The sequence below is a fragment of the Williamsia sp. genome (assembly GCF_016462415.1).
In the GTDB taxonomy this organism is placed as follows: Bacteria; Actinomycetota; Actinomycetes; order Mycobacteriales; family Mycobacteriaceae; genus Williamsia_A.
Window position 1 is genome coordinate 1 of sequence record NZ_JAEMTF010000091.1, and the last position, 17,634, is coordinate 17,634.

General features: G+C 68.1%; 18 protein-coding genes and 1 pseudogene. 5 read left to right on the forward strand and 14 right to left on the reverse strand.

The window, feature by feature from the left end:
* Positions 1-525 (forward strand): annotated as a pseudogene (locus tag JHC79_RS18125) (hypothetical protein); the annotation flags it as partial.
* A gap of 39 nt (positions 526-564) precedes the next feature.
* Here the strand turns inward: JHC79_RS18125 and JHC79_RS18130 are convergent.
* A complete protein-coding gene (locus tag JHC79_RS18130) occupies positions 565-903 on the reverse strand; it encodes a CD225/dispanin family protein (RefSeq protein WP_296393407.1) in 339 nt (112 codons plus the stop codon).
* Between the two features lie 118 nt (positions 904-1,021).
* Positions 1,022-2,461: a type VII secretion protein EccB gene (gene eccB / locus JHC79_RS18135; protein WP_296393409.1), complete on the reverse strand. Its 1,440-nt coding sequence runs from the start codon at positions 2,459-2,461 to the stop codon at positions 1,022-1,024.
* Positions 2,462-2,573: 112 nt separating this feature from the next.
* Here eccB and eccE point away from each other — a divergent pair, with 112 nt between their 5' ends.
* Positions 2,574-4,502 carry a type VII secretion protein EccE gene (eccE, locus tag JHC79_RS18140; protein WP_296393411.1) on the forward strand — a complete coding sequence of 643 codons (1,929 nt, stop codon included), beginning with the start codon at positions 2,574-2,576 and terminating at the stop codon, positions 4,500-4,502.
* 57 nt (positions 4,503-4,559) lie between these two features.
* On the opposite strand, the gene JHC79_RS18145 is transcribed toward eccE, so the two are convergent.
* The 7 genes from JHC79_RS18145 to JHC79_RS18175 form a co-directional block, all read right to left on the reverse strand.
* Positions 4,560-4,865 carry a hypothetical protein gene (locus tag JHC79_RS18145; protein ID WP_296393413.1) on the reverse strand — a complete coding sequence of 102 codons (306 nt, stop codon included), beginning with the start codon at positions 4,863-4,865 and terminating at the stop codon, positions 4,560-4,562.
* Between the two features lie 33 nt (positions 4,866-4,898).
* Complete coding sequence (locus tag JHC79_RS18150; RefSeq protein ID WP_296393415.1) at positions 4,899-5,219, reverse strand: WXG100 family type VII secretion target; 321 nt, start codon at positions 5,217-5,219, stop codon at positions 4,899-4,901.
* Between the two features lie 84 nt (positions 5,220-5,303).
* On the reverse strand, positions 5,304-6,092 hold the full coding sequence (locus JHC79_RS18155; protein WP_296393418.1) for an ESX secretion-associated protein EspG: 789 nt from the start codon (positions 6,090-6,092) through the stop codon (positions 5,304-5,306).
* Complete coding sequence (locus JHC79_RS18160) at positions 6,089-7,048, reverse strand: PPE domain-containing protein (RefSeq protein ID WP_296393421.1); 960 nt, start codon at positions 7,046-7,048, stop codon at positions 6,089-6,091. The genes JHC79_RS18155 and JHC79_RS18160 overlap by 4 nt, the downstream gene beginning before the upstream one ends.
* Before the next feature lie 44 nt (positions 7,049-7,092).
* Positions 7,093-7,395, reverse strand: a complete 303-nt coding sequence (locus JHC79_RS18165; RefSeq protein WP_296393423.1) for a PE domain-containing protein — start codon at positions 7,393-7,395, stop codon at positions 7,093-7,095.
* A gap of 36 nt (positions 7,396-7,431) precedes the next feature.
* The gene (locus JHC79_RS18170; protein WP_296393425.1) at positions 7,432-8,676 is read right to left on the reverse strand and encodes a hypothetical protein; all 1,245 of its coding nucleotides are present in this window, start codon (positions 8,674-8,676) and stop codon (positions 7,432-7,434) included.
* 71 nt (positions 8,677-8,747) lie between these two features.
* The gene (locus JHC79_RS18175) at positions 8,748-9,065 is read right to left on the reverse strand and encodes a type VII secretion target (RefSeq protein WP_296393427.1); all 318 of its coding nucleotides are present in this window, start codon (positions 9,063-9,065) and stop codon (positions 8,748-8,750) included.
* A gap of 258 nt (positions 9,066-9,323) precedes the next feature.
* Here JHC79_RS18175 and JHC79_RS18180 point away from each other — a divergent pair, with 258 nt between their 5' ends.
* Both JHC79_RS18180 and JHC79_RS18185 read left to right on the forward strand, forming a co-directional pair.
* Positions 9,324-9,773: a hypothetical protein gene (locus tag JHC79_RS18180; RefSeq protein WP_296393429.1), complete on the forward strand. Its 450-nt coding sequence runs from the start codon at positions 9,324-9,326 to the stop codon at positions 9,771-9,773.
* Positions 9,770-10,177 (forward strand): YbaB/EbfC family nucleoid-associated protein, encoded by a 408-nt coding sequence (locus JHC79_RS18185; RefSeq protein ID WP_296393431.1) that lies wholly within the window; start codon positions 9,770-9,772, stop codon positions 10,175-10,177. The genes JHC79_RS18180 and JHC79_RS18185 overlap by 4 nt, the downstream gene beginning before the upstream one ends.
* Before the next feature lie 44 nt (positions 10,178-10,221).
* Here JHC79_RS18185 and JHC79_RS18190 read toward each other — a convergent pair whose 3' ends face one another.
* The 5 genes from JHC79_RS18190 to JHC79_RS18210 form a co-directional block, all read right to left on the reverse strand.
* A complete protein-coding gene (locus JHC79_RS18190; RefSeq protein WP_296393434.1) occupies positions 10,222-10,782 on the reverse strand; it encodes a sigma-70 family RNA polymerase sigma factor in 561 nt (186 codons plus the stop codon).
* A gap of 6 nt (positions 10,783-10,788) precedes the next feature.
* Positions 10,789-11,154 (reverse strand): hypothetical protein, encoded by a 366-nt coding sequence (locus JHC79_RS18195; protein WP_296393436.1) that lies wholly within the window; start codon positions 11,152-11,154, stop codon positions 10,789-10,791.
* Positions 11,155-11,379: 225 nt separating this feature from the next.
* A complete protein-coding gene (locus JHC79_RS18200; protein WP_296393437.1) occupies positions 11,380-13,230 on the reverse strand; it encodes an Hsp70 family protein in 1,851 nt (616 codons plus the stop codon).
* Between the two features lie 30 nt (positions 13,231-13,260).
* Positions 13,261-14,685 (reverse strand): GTPase, encoded by a 1,425-nt coding sequence (locus JHC79_RS18205; RefSeq protein ID WP_296393439.1) that lies wholly within the window; start codon positions 14,683-14,685, stop codon positions 13,261-13,263.
* Positions 14,682-16,529 carry a dynamin family protein gene (locus tag JHC79_RS18210; RefSeq protein ID WP_296393441.1) on the reverse strand — a complete coding sequence of 616 codons (1,848 nt, stop codon included), beginning with the start codon at positions 16,527-16,529 and terminating at the stop codon, positions 14,682-14,684. The genes JHC79_RS18205 and JHC79_RS18210 overlap by 4 nt, the downstream gene beginning before the upstream one ends.
* Before the next feature lie 254 nt (positions 16,530-16,783).
* Between JHC79_RS18210 and JHC79_RS18215 the strand changes: the two genes are divergently transcribed.
* Entirely contained in the window at positions 16,784-17,605 is an 822-nt protein-coding gene (locus JHC79_RS18215) for a hypothetical protein (RefSeq protein ID WP_296393443.1), read from the forward strand.
* Positions 17,606-17,634 lie beyond the last annotated feature (29 nt).

Consider the following 17,634-nt stretch of genomic DNA (forward strand, 5'->3'; position numbering starts at 1 on the left):
GCGTCGGCGGCGCAGTCGGCGATGTCGAAAGCCGGTGACGCCACGAAGGGGCTGGGCGGCAAAGGTGGTGCGTCGCCCTTGACCCGGTCAGCCGGTCTGGGATCACTGGCCGATGCCGAGAAGAGCGCTGCAGCTAAAGCCGCAGCAGGTCTCGGCAAAGGCGGCGGAGTCGGAGGAGGTGGCGCCGGCGGCGGCGGGGGTATCGGCAAGCTCGGCGGCGCTGGAATCGCCGCCGCTGAGGGATCGCTGTCCGCGCGCAGCGCAGCCGGTCTCAGCGCCGCCGAGCGCGCGATGGCCGCACCTCAAGCCGCGCCCGCGGCCACCCGCCCAGGAATGTCGCCGGGGATGGGCGGGGCCCGTGGAGCACACGGCGGCGGCGAAAACGAGAAAGAACACAAAAGTGCCCGCTACCTCATCTCCGAGGAAAACGGCGAGGAGATCGCCGGCGAGCTCCCCGACACAGCGCCACCAGTGCTCGGCGGACTAAACCTCGACACCACCGACAACCCCGACACCAAAAGCTGACGCGTCGACGGCGCAGTTTCCGACGGTGCGAGGGGCGGACTACACGGAAGTCATGTCGCGCAACACGACCATCTGAATCACCACCGCCAACACCGCGACCGCTATTCCGCACACCACTGCGATCTTGCCGAGTCGCGCAACAGAATCCGACGCCTCCTGTGCTTCTTGCACGCGTCCCAGGGCCAGCAACGTCGGAACCGACAACGCCCGACTGAAGGCAACGAACGCCAGCGGCCAGAAGAACAGCAACGCGGTGACGGCCCAGCCGCCGTTGGCCTTCGGGGCCTCCCGCGGCTTCCAATGACCCGACGGCGCAGTCGGATCGATCCACTGCTGCTGCTCGATGCGGGTGGTCGGCACGTCGTCTGAGTAGTTCATCCCGGGCGTCCTTCGATCGGTATGTCGGACCGACCTGCGCGGTCCGCGGCCGCCGCCGACGGCCATACAGATTGGATGCACCGAACAACCGGGATGTTCCCGGCCAACTACCGAGCGGTCAAGAACCGGCGCCTGGCGGCACATCGGACTGCGCGATCAGCGCGGCATTACGCGCCAGCGCCGGACCCGGCGGAATCAGCTTCACCACCGGATACGGGGCCAGCAGCGGCTCCGGCATACCCAGCGCCGCGATCGAGCTCTCTGGGACCCCGTAGCGGACCCCGGTGTCGTTGATGAAGAAGTCCGATGCGGCCTGGCCGCTGCCCGGGCTCGACCCGGTGGTGCGCACGAAATAGCCGGTCCCGGGCTGCACGTAGGTCAAATTGGCCCCGCTACCGTCGGTCCGCGACCCGACCGATGCAATCAGCTCGTCCTGGTTCTTCACCGGGATCGACGGCGTCAGCGCCACCGACAACGTCGCCTCTGCGTCACGGTCCTTGCGCCATCCCAGGCACAGCGTCTGCTGCGTCGTACCGTCCACCTCGGCCGGCGCCGTCTCCGGGTATCCCTCCAGCGACAACGTGGTCACCCGCGGCACCGACGCGATCGCGTTCGGTCCCAACGTGACCGGCTGGCCGCTCGTGGAGCTCGACGCACGGATCAGGTCCGCGACGAACGGCGACACCTCCTGGATGCCCGTACTCAGCACCACGAACAACTGGTCGCCCTGCCCGGACGAGGCATCGAGGCTCGACACCTGGACGATCGACCCGATCCGCGCACCGCCCAAGCTGAATCGGGACGGCTTCCCGGCGTCGACGATGGTCGGCTCGGTGATCGGACGTGACGGCGGAACCGAGTCGAGGAATGCGGTGCTCACCGATCGCGCCGCGATGGACTGCAGACCGAGCGACTGCCGGATGACCGGATCCTCCGGATCGATCTGCGCGCGAGTGTTGCGGTAGACCACGAAATAGGAGTCGCCGTTGCGCACGAACAAGGCGTCGTCGGAACCAACGCGACGCGACCCCGTCGCGAACGTCGGCGTACCGGCGACGACTGCCACGGTGGGCGTTCCGTCGGGGTCCCGGGGCTCGACGAGTCGGTCGCACACCGTCCACTCGGAGACACCCGGCGCGCCGCGGGCCGCGAGACTGCTGGGCGCACCCGCGATGCCCACCTGCGGCCCGCGCGGGTAATCCTTGAGCACCGAGTCCTTCACCGAGTTCGGGTTCGCGGCCGATCCGGTGACCAGTCGCGCCGACGCGAGGTTCAGTGCGGGCCTCAACTGGCCGTTGAGCAACACATACAGCTGTCCGGAGTCCTTGCTCATCAGGATCTTGGAGTCCCCCACCGACCCCTGCGGCTTGAAGAACGAGAACACCACCACGCCACCGAGAACCAGGAGTGTGAGCACCAATCCGACGATCAACGACTTGATGTGCGCGCTCATCGGATCGTGGATCATCCGGATGTCACGGCGCACCAGCGCATGCTCGAGTCGGCGCAGCAGGAAGCGGTAGCCGCTCACCTGAGACTTGGTCGTGCGCTGTGCCATTACGCCCCCGTTCACTCCTGGAAGATCCGCTCTCAACCGACCGCGCGGGTCAGCGATCTCGACCACTCGGGGAGCCGTCCACCCGTACAGAACTGCTGTTAAGGTACTCGACGTGGCCCCACCGACCCGCCTCGGCACCTCCTCTTCGGCCGGCGGTCTTTCGCGGACCCTCCCGCTCTGGTCCATCGTCGGCATCGAGGTCGTCGCGATCGCCGTGTTCGTCGTCCTGAGGGCCGTCGGCCAACCGTTCACCATCTCCGCGTCGATCGCCGCCGCGGTGGGTGTGATCGGTGCGCTGTTGGCGATTCGTGCTCCCTCGCGCATCTCGGTCTACGGACGCGTCGCCCGCCGACTCGCCTACTTTCGGCGCTACGGCAGCACCCCGAACGACCCGCCGATCCCCTTCGATCTGCCCCAGTCCGACGGCACGACCATCGGCGCACGCTGGGCCGGCGACCGTCTCATCACCGTGGTCCGCATCGCCCGGCCGGTCTCGCCGACCGTCCTCAAGCCGTCGAACTCGATCGTCTCGACGTCACAGCTGTCGCTGGGTGTTATCGCGAAGGCGCTGTCGCAGTTCGACATCGAACTCGAGTCGATCGATGTGGTCGCACACGGGTGGCGATCGCGCGGCGCTGCGCATCTCACCGGACCGTATGTCCGGCTGACATCGAATCTCCCGACGCTCCCACAGCAGGACGTCTGGGTCGTCCTTCGACTCAATCCGTTGCTGTGCCCGGACGCAATCGCGTCACGTGGCGGCGGGTCGGCCGGGGTGCTCAAGACCGCGATGGCCGCCACCCGCCGGGTGGCCAATCATCTTGCGCACGAGGGCTACCGTCCGTCGATGCTCACGGCGCACGGCATCTCGGCGATGTCGGCCGGGTTGATCGACAACGCGAACGTCGATGACGCCGCCGAGGGGTGGTCATCGATCACCTACGGCCCTTACTCGACGACCGCCTACACGATCGACACCCCGGTGGACGCTGCCCTGAGCAACGCCATCTGGACGGTCCCGAGCGCGTCGACAACCTGCGCGATCCGGCTCACCCGTGACCGGCGGAAGTACACCTTGTCGACGGTTGTCCGGTACGCCACCATCGGTGAGCTGGTCCTGAACCCTCCGGAGGCCCTGCGGCGCCTCGACGGTCGGCAGCGGCCCGCGCTCAACCGCACACTCCCGGTTGGCAGTGACGACGTCGCGTCGCTTCCGGCCATCTCCCTCGACCTCGACGAACTCGACGCCATCCGGGTCGTCGACGGCGGGCACGGACAGCTGTTCGGCGCCGACGTCCGCGGTGAGGCAATCGCGGTTCCGCTGTTCGGGTCCGATGTACGCCGAGTCGACGTCTACGGCTCGGCGTTCCTCACCCAGCAGATCGTGGTCCGCGCCATCGCGGTCGGCGCGAAGGTCATCATCAAGACCGACCGCCCCGACGTCTGGCGGCCACTGGTGTCCAACGTCAACGACGCACGGACGGTGTTCATGACGTCGCCGATCGAACAGAGCAACACCGCAGCCATGTTCACGCTCTGCATCCTCGACGCGCGCGAGGCGACCGAGGACCCGACGGTCGGGACGCAGCTGCGCGTACACCGGACCGCCGGCCTGCCGGAGCGTCTCGACGAGACGTCCGATGTCGCCATCTATCAGCAACGCGACGACCAGAACCGTGTGTTCGTGGTGACCAGGACCGACTCCCTCGCGGTGTCGCTGGTGTCGTTGCCGGCCGAGAGCTCGCTCATCGAGGGTGCACGCCAGCCCCGGACGGCGGAACCCGTTGGTGCCGGGGACCGTTCGGGCCGCGGACGTGTCCCGCCGCCACCCGGCCCGCGAGGTCCCGATGGGCCCCCGCAACAGAACTTCCGACGTGCGGACACGGGAGCACCGGTCCCGCCGCAGGGGCCTCGCACAGCGCCCCGCGGTTACACGCCGCGTGATCGACCGTCAGGGCCGCCCCCTGGCGCCGCACCGAGCCGGCCGGACTTCGGTCCACCCAACGGACGTCACAACCGGCACTCACAGTCCGACGAGTGAGAACAAAGGCGGGGAGTCCCGAATGGGATTCCCCGCCTTTGTGTTCGAGAGTGTGGGTCAGCCGTGGAACATCGAGGCGACGCTCTTCTCGGTGCTCGCCATGTCGCCGACGCCGTCGGTGGCACGCGCGATGATGGTCCGCAGCACCTGCTGGATCTCGTGCACTTCGTTGGTCCAGCGGCCGTGGGCACCGTAGAACGCCTGCGCCGACTCCGACTGCGGGTTCCACCCTTCCTCACCCTCCAGGCTCTTCTTCAGGTCTTCCATCTCCTGGATCAAACCGGTGAACTCGGCCTCGCGACGCGTGATGTCGTTGAGGTTCTCGAGGATTCCCGCAGAGTATGTGATCTTGCCATCAGACATTTTCAGGTCCTTCCGTGTTGGGTGGTGAGCTGCTCAGAGGTGGACGTTGCCGCTGGCGGCGGTCTTGACGGCTTGGCTGTTTGCCTCATCGGAACCCTGCAGCTTGTTCGCACCCGTCTTCACGGAGTCCAGGATGTCCTGCATCGCGCGGTTCAACTTGATCGATGCGGTCTGGTAGCGGGTGGTGACATCGCCGAAAGCTGCAGAAGCCTGTCCTCCCCAGACGGCGGGCGAGATCGCGGCGTCCACCGACGCCTGGGTCGCCTTCAGGGTGCTCTCCATGTGGCCACGGACGCCCTCACCCTTGCTGACGAAAGCCTGAACTCTCGCCTGATCAATACCTGTGCTGCTCATAACTCTTTCCCTCCATAGTGTCCGACCATCGGACGTCTGTGATGTCACGAGAGCCGGGCTCCCGCCGATCCCAGGCAGCTGTCATCAGACGACTCCGGGAAGTGTGTGGGCCAGTTGCCGCAACGCCGCGGCAACGCGGTTGCGGTCACCGGGTGCGATGGAGGTCCACCGTTCGCCGGTGACCGATGGGGTCGCGACGGAGACGATGCGTCCCCGATGGGTGTCGAACACCGCGATCACGGTTCGCTCGGCTGCGTTCGATGCGTGGGCGACGATCTCGGTCTGTCCGCTGCACGACCACAGGGCCTGCGACAGGATCCGCGCGTCGGTCTCGTCGAGTCCGAACCGAAAGAAGGTGGCCGCATAGTCATCCGGGTCGGCGCAGGCGGCCAGCGCAGAGTCCAGCACGTCGCTGGGCTGACGGATCTCCCGCACCGCGGCGCCGAGCGCCTCGCCGATCAGTCGACCGATCTCGCTCCGGACCAGCGCCGCGTCGTCATGAGCACGGAGCTCACGCGTGGTGAACTGCTCGCCGTTGCGCGTCACCATGAACCGGCGGTCATCGACACCGACCAGACAGACCCGGAGGATCTGCGTTGCGTCGACCCGTCGCATCTCGATCATCCAGTCCGGGGCGACCGCGGCCTCGAGCGCACCGCGTACGTCACGATCGACGTTGCCGAACTCGTCCAGCTCGCCGTCTCGGATGAGACCTTTCCGCGCCGACTCGAGATCGGCTGTGGGCGCGGTGTCCTCGTCGCGTGCCTCGATCCGCAGAACAGCCGGCATTGCCTGAAGGGCGAGCGCATCGCAGAGCGCGAGCATCTCGTCGAGGGTGAACTCGTGAACCGTGTCGAACCCGATGACCGTCACGCCTCCCCCCGATCCGTGACGCCGATGACCGACGGCGCCGCTGACGTCGTCCCGGACGGCACGACTTCCTGTACAGAATCATAGTTCGTCGCGACGACCTGCGCCGCATCGGAATTCGAGCCCTGTGCAATGCCCGCCGAAGGAACGAACGGCGCGCCTGCGGGACCGGCGGGGGTGACGGTGGTTCCGTCGACCGCGACGACGACCTCCTCACCGGAGGCTGCGTCCACCCGGATGTCGGCTCGCTTTGTCTGACTGACGAATTCGTCAGACGCACGCAGGCGCCCACGGGGTCCGCTCATCGCGGCCACCGCCAACATCGCACCCTGCGCGGCGGCGATCGCAGCACCGTTCGACGCGGCCAATCTGGCCTCCGCGGCCGCACGCGCCTCGGCGGCACCCCTGTGGTCGACGAGATCCTTCGGGGCCTCCGGCGGATGGGCCGGCTTCGACACGGGCGTGGTGGCGTGCTCGTACGACTCCATGACCCGCGACGCCTGCGCCTTCATGCCCATGGCCTGCTCGTCGAGCTTCGCGATCCCACCGGTGATCAGCGCCGAGGGAGGTGCGACGACGAGTTTCAGAGCCGCCTCGAGTTGAGCCACCCCTGCGATGACACCTGCGTCGGGCATGGCCGCGACGGCGACGGTGTGCGCGATCGCCTGTCGTTCGGCGGCCTGCGCGTTCTCCCGTGCCATCTCCGAGGTCTGGGTGACCCAGGTCGTCAACTTCTCCAACGCCGTGAGCACACCGGGCGCCGCCGACCCCGACCATCCTTCGACGACGGACTTACGGAGTTGCGTGATCTCGGTGTCGAGGTCCTTGAGCGACGAGGCGATCGCCGCCCAGGCCAGACCGGCCTCGAACAACGGCTTGGGTCCGGCGCCCGCCGAGAGATCCCGGCTCAGGCGCTCGGCCTGCCGCGTCTCCCAGCGCACTCCTGTGAACCCGACCATCGTTCTGGCTCCTCATCTCGTTGGTGGTGTCGAACCCGGTGTACTCAGATACCCGAGACGTCCTCGGCCAGCGCGGCATCCGACGCCCCGACCGTTGCCGTTCCGTCGCGAAGCGCGCTCGCCACGTCGCGGATGGCCGACACACCTTTGACGATTTCCGCGTCGAAAAGTTCCGCTGATTCGGAAAAAGATTTCGCAGCCGTCGTCGAGACCTCATCGACGCCGGCCGGCTTGACCTGGAGCGTCGACCGGTGCTGACCCACGGTGCGCTCGATCTCGGCGGCGATGCTCTCGAGGCGTCCGACAGCGTGGGCGATGTGATGCGGGTCGACGGAGATGTCACTCATTGCGTCCACTTCTTTCGTGTGTCTTCGTGCTGATCATCAGGATTCGAGCTCGTCCGGGCTGTCCCAGACCGATTGGGCCACGGGTGCTTCCACCCCACCGAGGACCGATGGGCTGGCGGTCGGCACCTCTCCGACCACGTCGTCGGCGTACCGTGCCTCGACCGGCGTGTCCCGTGAGTGGGTCGCATTCGAGGCACCGGCACCGGCACCGGCTGCACCCCCCATCGGCATGCCGCCGGGCGTCACGGCCGAGGTGCTCGTCGCCCGTGTGGTCGTGACCTCCTCGGACGACGACGACCCGGTCACCCGCCCTGGGGCCATCGGCGAGTCAGACGGCCGCGAGCTGAGGGACCCGGTCGGGCCGGTACCGGCACCACCGAGGCCACCCACTCCGCCGATACCGGCGACACCCCCGCCACCACCACCGGCTCCGCCGGCACCTGCGGTCGACGTCTTCGCCGACTTGAGGTCGTCTCCGGCCTCGGCGTGCAGGGACGCGGAGCGAGCCTTGAGCGACCCGCCGGCCACAGCACCGGCACCGCCGAACGCGCCGGCGATCGACTGGATGGGCGAGCTGACGGCCTGTACGGCCGTCGACGCCATGCCGGGTATGGACGACATCATCTGCGGCGCAGCGGTGATGGGCACCGGCGCACCGGACACCGTCATGTTCGCGGTGTGCGCGGTGAGTTCGGCACGCGTCTCACCGACGACCACCATGCCCTCGGCGAGGTGCTCGGTGGCCGACGCCATGATGCCCGCGATGCCCACCGGGGTGGTGATGAACGGCATGAGTGCCGCGACCGACGTCACGAACTTCGCGATGATCGCCTGGAGCAGGGCAACGCCTTTGCCGACGGTCGCGGTCGCCACGGCCACGATTCGGGAGATGTCACCGCTCTGCGCGCCGGTCGTGACCCCGTTCTCGTTGGCCGCCACGCCCTTGGTGATCGCCGCGGTACCGCCGGCGCCGGCCCAGAACGGTGCCACCATCGTCATCGCCTGGGTTCCGAGCCCGGTCACGCTCTCGAACGCCTGCTGCAGTCCGGTGAGCAGTTGGGTGGGATCGAACGGTGCGTTTGCCATGTCCCCGGAGCCGAAACCGGAGAGCAGATCCGTGAGTGGCTTGAACAGCGACGCGATGTCGATCGTCGGCAGCGGCGGGAGATGCGGCAATGGCGGCATCGGTGGCAGCTGCGGAAGCGGCGGCAGCTTCAGCGACGCCAGGACATCACCGACCGGCATGTGCAGCAGCGGAGCGACTCCGCTGTGTTCCAGCATGTCCATCACGCTGGGACCGTGACCCGCGGTCGGATCGTGTCCGGGTGCCGGCGCGTGGCCCGCACCCTCCGTCATAGGGTCGAGCCCGCCGATCCCAGGTTGTGGGCGGTGTCGCCGTCGCTGTTCTCGTACCCGGCGGCCGCCCCGAAGGCACCGGCCGCGCTCGACGCGTGCACACCGACCAGCGAGGCCGTCGACACCGCATTGGCGAACTGGGCTCCGGCGAAGCTGGCCAGGAAGTCCTGGCCGATGAGCCCGAAGATCGGGACCATCACGGCCACGTTGGCGGCGAGGTCCATGGCTCCGGCGCTCTCGATCGCCGTGCCGATGCCGGCCACCGCCGTACCGTAGGCGCGAACTGCGTCCGGATGGACGGATACATCAGTCATCTGAACCACGACCCCCTGGAGTCATCGATCGCCGGACGCTTGTCCAGCTGTTGCTTCGAAAAGGAGGATAACCGACATCCGACCACTATTCCACGCGATCGTTAGAGACGTTCATCATCATTCCCGTTCGTCGTGATGGTTCAGATGCGGCGAACGGCGAATCGGTTCCCGACGGGCGAGAGTTTTTTCGCGCCCGACCCTGTGGAGAACCGGTCCGTGAGGCGTGGCCGGGTCGTCGCGGGGTGCCATCATGGTCGCGTGGACAGGTACATCGACAGCGATGACGACTGGGATGACGACGACTGGGGCGACGAGGCGAGCCCGGACGCGCAGGCGACGGACGCCGCGGCCGGCGAGGACGAGTCGGAGCCCGAACACTCCCTCACCACGGTCGGGAGGGCCGCCACCCCCACCGGCTCGATCGAGGTGCGGACCACGCTGAACGGGCTGCCGACATCGATTCACATCGAACGATCCGAGATGGACGGATCCGCGGCGAAACTCGCGAAGACCATCCTGCTGCTGTGCAAGCAGGCCGGGACCCGCGCCGGGGCGACCCAGCGGGCGGCCCTGTTGCGCGACGGTCACACGCTCGAGGCCGTGTCGTACACAGGACTTCCCGGAGAGCGGGAGGCAGCCGAGATGGACCGCCGGGTCGACGAATACTTCGAAGGCGACGAGACGGGAACGTGGTTGAGGCGGGTATGAGCGAACAGAACTTTCCACCACCGGCACCGCTCCCCGCGAGCGCGCCGATGCCGCCGACGTTCCCGATCACCTTCGACGACATCGAGGCGAGTGCCCGACGCGCGCTCGACCGTCTGCAGTCGACGACCGAGGCGATCTCCGGGATCCGCGCCGAGCACTCCGACCCCGACGAACTGGTGACGGTCGTCGTGTCCGGGACCGGCGAGCTGCTCGACCTCCGGATCAGCGACGACGCGATGCGCAAGACGCCCGAGGCGCTCGCGTCGCTGATCGTCCAGACGGCCGGCGCCGGCGCGGGCGCCGCGTTCGGCAGTCTCGGCGATCAGATCCGGGCCTTCACCGAGTCGTCCGACAGCGATCCCGGCCCCCTGGGCGCCATCCGACGCGGCGAAGAAACCGACTGATCAGTCCCGTCGCCCCGGCCGAACCGCCCGGCGTCCAGCGGGTCTCAGTGGACCTCGGGCAACCGCTCGAGGGCACGCATCCGGTCCGCGAGTTGAGTCCGGGCACGGTTGAGTCGTGACTTGACGGTCTGCACCCCGACACCCTGGTGCTCGGCGATCTCGCTGTAGCTCATGTCGCCGAACTCCCGCAGCACGATGGCGACACGGAACTCCTCCGGGATCTCGGCCAGGGCCGCTCGGAGTTGATCTCGGATCGCGAGGCGATCGTCGAACGCCACCGACCCGTCGTCGTCGAGCAGGACGGGCCGATCCGGGTCGTTGAAGTCGACGGTGTCGGTCTGCGGTTTACGCTTACGGACAAGTGCCAGTGCGGCATTGGCGGCGACCCGGTGCAACCAGGTGCTGAAACGGGCTTCGCCGCGGAACTTGTCGAGGTGCTGCCAGGCGGCGATCAACGTGTCCTGGACCGCGTCCTCGGCGTCCTGACGGTTGCCTGCGATGTTCAGACACACGGCCCACACCCGGTTCTTGTGCATCCCGACCAGTTCGGCGAAGGCGCGCTGGTCCCCGTTGCGGGCCTGGATCAGCAGTGCGGATTCGTCCATCGCCGATCAGCCGTGCCAGTCGTGGTCGGTCGTGTGGTCGTCGTGGTGCTCGTGTCCGGGCGACGGGTGATCACCGATGTCGTCGTGTCCGTGGACATCGATCGAGGCGTCGTCGTGCGATTCGTCGGCCGCGACGTGGTCCGGTGCGTGATCGTCGCCACCATGGTGAGAGATCTCCGCGGAGTCATCGACGGAGTCGACCGGTATGTCGCCGTCGTCGTCCATCTCGGGGACCAGCGCCGGGTCGGCGATCGGGGCGTCCGGATCGAAAGCGGCGTCGAGTGCGCCGGCCCAGACCGAATCGGGGATCGAGTACTCGTCGGCGACATCGATGCCCAGCGATCTGAGCACCGTTGGGTCCTCATCGGCCATGACAGTTCCTCTCTCCGTGCAGTGCGGTCGTCACCGCGGTCTGCCACACGCGAACCGGCACCCGGTAGTCCCGATCCACTCGCAGGCCCAGCTCGCCGAGCAGGGACCGCGCATCGGTCGTCGCCTCGTCTCCCGGAGAGCATAGTTCCGGACCGTCGGTCGGCCACGGTGATGCATCGGTCATGGAGTGTCAGATGCGTCCGAGGTGCGCGAGTGTTCCCGACATCACGAGATGAGTCCGGTCCGACTCAGGAAGGTCTTGCCCTGCTCGACGCCGGCGAGGTTCCACGCCTTGACCATCAGGAACCTCGTGTTGTCCGCGTAGGACACCGTGTAGTTCTTGCTACTCGAGGATTGCTCGATCGACGCAGATGCGGTCTTGGCCGCGTTCTCCACCAAGGTCGCGGTGCCGTCGAAGTTGCCCTGCCGGTTGGCGACGACCGCCTTGCGGGCGGCCAGCTCGTCGACCGACACGGTCACGTACGGGTCGACGGCGGAGTCGGTGGCCGCCAGTCCTGTGATGGTGCTCGCGCCCGGCTTGAAGTCGCATCGGACCTCGACGCCCTGGTTCTCGGTGAACGAGAGGTTCTGACATTTCGTGAGGCTGTCGGCGAGTGTCGCCGGCACCGCGGCGAGCACCTGCTCCTGCGTCGTCGCCAGTGAGACCGCGGGACCGGACGTGGTCGCCGACGCCGACGACTGCGCTTGCGGCGAATCGTCGCCACCGCCCCCGGACAGCGTGACCGCCGCGACGGCCCCGGCAGCGACCACGACGGCCACCGCCGCCGCTGCGGCGATCAGTGGGCCGCGACGCCGACGGCGATCAGCGGTCGGGTTGGCCTTCGGCGTGTCGGCGTCCGACCATCCCTGGGGCGCAGGCGTAGTCGGCACGGTCGGTGCCGCGGGACGGCCCCCGAGCCGGTCGGTGGGCGACGTCGGGAACCGGTCGCCCATGACGCTGTCCGCACCCGGGATGTGTGGCCGGTGCGGCGATGAGGACATCCATGAACTCAGTGCGCCTTGGGCAACAACGGTTTTCGGGTCGTCGAGAGTCGCCACCGGCCCGAGTTCCTGCAGAGCGCGATGCACCAGCGGGATCCGAGACGTCCCGCCGGTGAGGTAGAGCGCACCGAGTTGATCGCGTCGGGTGATGCCGGCATCGGCGAACGTCGACCGCGTCAACGACAGCGCGACACCGATGGGCGCGGAGATCAGCTCGTCGAACTCGTCCCTGGTCAACTGGAGCGTCTCGTGGAACCCGCCGCCGGCGGCGGTGATGGTCGCCGACGGGGTCTCCGACAACAGCTCCTTCGCGCGACGGATGGAGTCGTCGAGCTGGTGTCGGATGCCGACCGGGGCATCGCGACGCAGGTACCCGAGCAGATCGGGGTTGCGGGCCTCGAGCTGCTCGTCGACCCACTGTCGGATGAGCGCGTCGAAGTTCTTGCCGCCCAGACCGTTGTCGCCCCGGGCGGCCAGGACGGTGAAGGTGCCGCCCGCGTTCTTGCTCAGCACGGCGACGTCGAGGGTTCCGCCGCCGAAGTCGAACACGGCGATCTTCGCGCCGTCGGCGAGGCGGTTGCCACGTGCGTAATGCGCAGCCGCGGCTCGCGGTTCGGAGACGGTCGTGATCGCGTCGGGTCGCATCCCGGCCACGGTCGCCGCGACGGTGAGGGTCCGGATCTGCGACGGCGACCACGCCTCGGGGTGGGTGAGGACCAGGTGGGCCGGCATCTGACCGGCGTGCAGTGCCACCGACCGGGAGAAGACCGTCCGCAGCACCGCGGCGATCGGCGCCGAGGTGGGGACCATGAACCCGTTGACGGCCACCGACGGTTGCCCGACGAGACGTTTGGGTGCCGGGATGTACGCGGCGGGGTTGCGCTGCGCCTCGTTCGCCGCGTGCTCGCCCACCGCGATCCGATCGGGGGCGTCGACGAACACACCCGACGGCATCAGGTTGCCCGCGTGCGACAGCGACATCGACTCGATCGCACCGCTCAGGGCCCCCGAATGCGCGGCGGCGGTGTTCGACGTACCGAAATCGATGCTCAGGAACCAGTCGTCAGACGACATCGGGAAGATCCTCTCGGGTGGGGTGGAGGGTCACAGATGACCGGTGGTCATGAGCGACGTATAGGCACGGATGACGTCGACCAGGGCGGCGTCCTCGGCCGCGGTCATGGTCGCCGACGCCCGTCCCTGCGCGGTCGCGAGTCGCTGTCGGGCGTGGGCACGGACGTGATCGACCGACGCGTCCGGCGGCAGACCGACACACGCGGCCGGGCTGCGACCGGTCAGCAGGGTGCGGAGTTCGGTGACGACGGGACTGCGCGGGTCGGCGACGAGCAACCGCTGCAGATCACCGAGGAGTCCGACGCGCAGCATCGCGGGTTCGCTGCGCATGGCGTAGGCGATCGACCGGATGTGCTCCCGGGCCGGGTGGGTGTAGGCCAGCGCATCGACGCGGTCGAGAACCCGACTTGCACGGTTGAGCACCGCGAACTCGCTGAGCGAGGTCCGCAGGACCTGCTGTAGCGCGTCGATCCCGGAGTTCGCCGCGAGCCACTGGTTGAGGGCGGCCGCACCGCCCGTCGCCACCTGTCGACCGTTGAGGACGCCGTATTCGCCGACGAGGTCGAGGAGACGGTCGCGGACTTCCGGGGTCAGTGGGCCGGGGGCGTCCGACTCGAGTGCGTCGATCAGCGCGAGCGGGGCCAGGCCGGCCAGCGAGGCCAGCGCCCGCGCATCGCCCTCGCCCAGGGCCCCGGTGTGGCTGGTCTCGGCCATCAGACCCGAGATCGGTACGACGGTCGACACCGTCTGCGCGAGTTCGTGACTCATGTGGACGGCGTGCTCGGCCGCGTGGTGCAGCGGATCGCGCCGACCCAGAGCGCCCTCACCGAAACTGTCGGCCCGGGACAGCACGCCCAGGGTGTTCAGCGGCGACAGCGGGAGTTGCTTGAGGAAGTCCAGTTCGTCCGCCCGTGGGGTCGAGTCGAACAGGAACACCGCCGCGTCGGCGTCGACCGACGCCGACCGGGTCTGCTCGAATCCGTCGATGAGGACTCGGCGGGTCGCCCGCTCGTTCTTCGTCGTCAGCGTCGCCAGGCCGGGGGTGTCGACGAAGGTCAGGTCGCGTATCGCCGCGGACGGCAGCCACCGGTGGAGATAGGCGATCTGCTCGTCGGGGAGCGGTAGTGCACTGGTGCGACCGGGCACCACCGGCACCGGGTGCCGGGTGCCGTCGAGCGCGACGACCTCGGCCCGCGACGGTGCACCGTCGGAGTACACCGCCACCACCCGGGTGGCCTCGAGTGCGGCGGTCTCGGCCACGGGCGCGCCGATCAACGCGTTGACCAGTGTCGACTTGCCCGCCTTGAGCCGCCCGACGACCACCAGCCGCGGTGGCGCCCACAGACTCGCACCTATCGCGTTGGCGTGACCCACGAGATCGCCACCGAGCGACGCCAGGGAGCGCAGGCCGCGGTCGAGAACCACCTGCACGGGGTCGTACATCATGCCGCTCATGGGTTCTCCGCCATCTGCTGCAGTCGCGCGAGCATCCGCTCGGTCTCGTCGAGGCGCTTGCGGATCACGTCGCGGTTGTTGCCGAGGCGCTTGAGGTCCTTCTCGCGACGCGCCGCGTCGGCGCCGGCCGCCTCCTCAGCCACCCTGATCTGACGCTGCAGCTCCTCGATGGACACACGCAGATGGTTTCGGTAGCGGACGATGATCTCCGGGCGGGCCTGGGCGATCGCCATCTCCAACAGTCGCGCGGTGACCGTTCGCGTCAGGGTCATGGTCTCGCGCAGCCAGGTGAGCAGGTTGTTCTTCCCGGTCCGCATGGCACGGAACCCCAGGTTGACCCCCACCCACAGCGTTCCGACCACGGCACCGACACCCAGCGCGGCCGACAACCCGATCAGACCGCCGATGGTCGACGACCCCATCACGCCCATGGTCAGCAGGGTCGGGTCGAACAGACCGTGTCGTTTGCTGCCCACCTGGGGGCCGTCGATGGACTGGCCCTGCAGTGATCCGACGATACGACCACAGATCTGCTCCCACACCACGTTCGAGTGGAAGCGCGGCGCGACGATGGTCGTGTAGAGCTCACCGAGAAATCCCGACATGGTCATCGCCAACGCCTGCTGCAGTTCGTTCTGCATGTCGGCGGTGAACTTCTGCGGGCTGTGCCGTAGGACCTCCATGCCGTTCTTGTTGATGCGGGTGGTCCACCGGTCACGGATCTCTTCGAGCCGCCGGTCGCTGTCGTCGATGGCTTTCTGCCGCAACTCGATCAGGTCGCGCGCGAGGTACTGCTCCCATTCGCGGCTCTGTTCCTTGAGCGATTGCAGCTCCTCGAGTTGCGAGGTCAGGTCGGGAAGGGTGTCGCCGCGACCCTCGATGGCCTGGTACTCGGAGTCGACCCGCCGAGCGACGGTCAGCAGCCCCTCGCGCGTGGTCCGTAGAGCGTCGATCGCCGGTAGCTGCGCGGCCGAGTCCAACCGCTGCAGTATCTCGGCGCGCAGGTCGGTGATCCCGGAGGTCTGCTCGGCGTGGTCGCGCTCGGGGCCGGGGGGCATCTCCGAGGCCATCACCGCCCGCAGGCTCGACACCCCGACCACGGTCACCTCGCGGTCGAGGTGGTCGGCCAGCAGACGCCGGTTGTCGGCGACGATCTCCTTCCACCGTCGAATGTTCTTGTCGGTCTTGGTCACCGCAACGATCAGGGCGTCGACCGACGCGCCGGCGTCGCGGATGAAGTCCATCTCCGGTGCGGTCAGCGGAGACGAGGCGTCGCATGCGATCACCACGACGCAGGCCTGCTGTGCGGTCTGCGTCGCCAGGGTCGCCATCGCCGGATCCAGGCCACCGACGCCAGGTGTGTCGACGATGGTCACGCCGGGCAACGCGGTGTCGGTGACGGGGATGGCGGCCCTGGTGGGAAGTGAGGCCACACCGGGGTCGCGAACGCACCGTCCGTCGACGGTCACCCAGTCGGGCAGCGTGCGCAGCGGCACCTGCTCGGTGCGGTCGGGGAACAACAGGTCTGCGGTGCCGTCGAGCGGCGGGTCGTCAGTCGGGCACACGCTGATTGCCACGGTGGTCGCCACGTTCACACCCACCGGCGAGAGGTCGCGGCGTCCGACGAGGGCATTGACGAGAAAACTCTTGCCGCGCTTGACCTCACCGACGACGACGACACTGCGCACCTGACCATCACGTGCCGCCTTCCGGGCCGCGAGATCGGCCACATCGTCGAGTTTGTAGGCGCGCAGCACCGATGCCGCGGCGCCCAGGACCTTGGTTGCCTCGCCGTCGGGATCCCCGCCGAGCGGGACGGCCCGCGACGCAGACTCGTTGCTCATCGACACCGCCCCGCTTCCGTTGACTCGGCCTGCCCTGCGTCGGGCTCGACACAGACAGTAAATCGCATCGCCGGTGAGCAATCCGTCGTCACATGGGATGCGGTCGCCGCATGCGTTTGTTCCCGGGTCCGTGGTGCGGTCGTCGAGACGGTCGGGATCAGACCTTTTTCGAACCCGGGGAACATCGGGGGTCTGTGGGTGCATCTGATGCTGTGTCCGAGTCGACAGCGGCTCCCAACACCCGAGGAGATCAGATGAGCACCAAGCAGATGGACACCGATCACGACGGCACCACCGATGTGGTCCTCACCGACGTCGACAACGACGGCACCTACGACTACGTCGAGGCCGACACCGATCACGACGGCATGGTCGACGCGCGTGCCAGCGACACCGACGGTGACGGACGCATCGACGTGATGGTCACCGACACCGACCACGACGGTCGTTACGACCGTCAGGTCGTCGACTCCGACGGCGACGGCAAGCCCGACTCCACCACCAGCGTCGACCTACGCGCCACCACCCTGACGGGCTCAGAGGCCACCTCGACCACCCACAACGACTCCCCCACCAGCAGCGACTCGACCTCACGAGACTCCTCGTCGCGGTCGAGCGAATCCTCGACCACATCGTCTCGGACGAGCACCGAGTCCGACACCACGCCGCAGAGCTCCTCGCACGGCACCGGCCAGATGTGGGAACTCGACACCAACGGCGACGGCACCAACGACGTCACCCTCACCGACACCGACGGCGACGGCGAAGCCGACAAAGCCTCCTGGGACACCAACCACGACGGCCGCATCGACGTCGTGCAACTCGACACCGACGGCGACGGCACCTGGGACCACAAATACATCGACACCAACAACGACGGCCGCGCCGACACCGAACTCCAGGACACCGACGGCGACCACTTCTACGACACCGCCCGCATCGACTCCGACGCCGACGGCACCGTCAACTACTCCACCGAGAACTTCACCGACCCCGCCCCCGACACCGAAGTCCACCTCGACTACCAGGCCAACGACCCCGGCCACGACTCCGGATCCGGCAGCTTCGGCTTCTGAGCCCACCCCACGCACCACGGTTCGGCGAC